1 protein-coding gene is annotated in these 1,051 nt (G+C 73.5%); it reads right to left on the bottom strand.

Translation table 11 applies throughout. From position 1 onward, the window contains the following. Positions 1-348: 348 nt before the first annotated feature. Positions 349-1,051: FecR family protein (locus BMG07_RS40750; protein ID WP_198089220.1), on the bottom strand; the 703-nt coding region annotated here is incomplete at its 5' end.

The following is a 1,051-nucleotide window of genomic DNA, read 5'->3' as shown; positions in this document are numbered from 1 at the left end:
CCGGCCACGAGGGCGGGCGCCGCGCTGATGGTGCGGCCGCCCTGGCGGGCAATGCGCGCCAGGACGATGCCGAGTTCGTCGGCCGGCAGGTTCCATTCCATGCGCCGTCGCCGCGGCCGTCGTTGCCGTGGGCGCCACTTGCGCGAACGGCGTGGTGGCGCAGGCGAGCAGGGCGGCCAGCGCCAGAGTGGCCTTGCGCGCAGGCAGGCGAGTGGGCAGGCGGGTGGATGGAAGAAGGGGCAGCGTCACGTCGGACTTCCTCGTCGGTTCTGGTTGATCGGAGCGTTCAACCCTGTATGTCCCGCGAGGACTCGAAAACCCGTCAGTCCATCGATGCCGATGTGTGCTTCATGTGGCGCGAACGTCGACGTACACCACCCAGTCGCCCCAGCGCCGCACGCGCAGCGGCAGCGTGTCCACCAGCGCCTGCAGCACTTGCATCGGCCGGTCCAGCGGGTACACGCCGTAGACGCGCACGCGCGCGGCCTCGGGGCTCGCGCGCAAGACGGCAGGCGTGTAGGGGCGCAGCGCGTCGAGCACATCGGCCAGCGGCTGGTCGTGCACCTCGAGCACGCCGCTGGACCACGCGCTCGGGTCGACGCGCGCGGCGGACAGCGGCTCGACGCGGTCGGCGTGCAGCCACGCGCTGGCGCCCTGCGGCAGTTCGATGCCGGCGCCTTCGTCGCGCGGGGCCAGCCGCACGCTGTGTTCCAGCACCGAGACCAGCGTGCGCCCGGCCTCCTGCTGCACCATGAAGCGCGTGCCCAGCGCACGCACCGTGCCCTGCGCGGTCTGCACCACGAAGGGCCGCAACGCGTCGGCCGCCACGCTGGCAATGAGCGCGCCTGCGCGCAGCCGCACGAGGCGCTGCGTCGAGCTGAAGTACAGGTCGGCGGCCGAGCGGGCGTTCAGCAGCAGGTCGCTGCCGTCTTCCAGTACGAAGCGCCGGCGTTCGGCCGTGTCGGTGCGCAGGTCGGCGGACCACGCCGTGAGCGGCGCGCGCCGGTCGGCCCAGAGGCCGCCGCCCGCGGCCGTCAGCAGCGCCACCGTG

This window comes from Variovorax sp. E3 (assembly GCF_016082275.1).
In the GTDB taxonomy this organism is placed as follows: domain Bacteria; phylum Pseudomonadota; class Gammaproteobacteria; order Burkholderiales; family Burkholderiaceae_C; genus Variovorax.
This window is presented reverse-complemented; position numbering and strand designations above follow the sequence as displayed.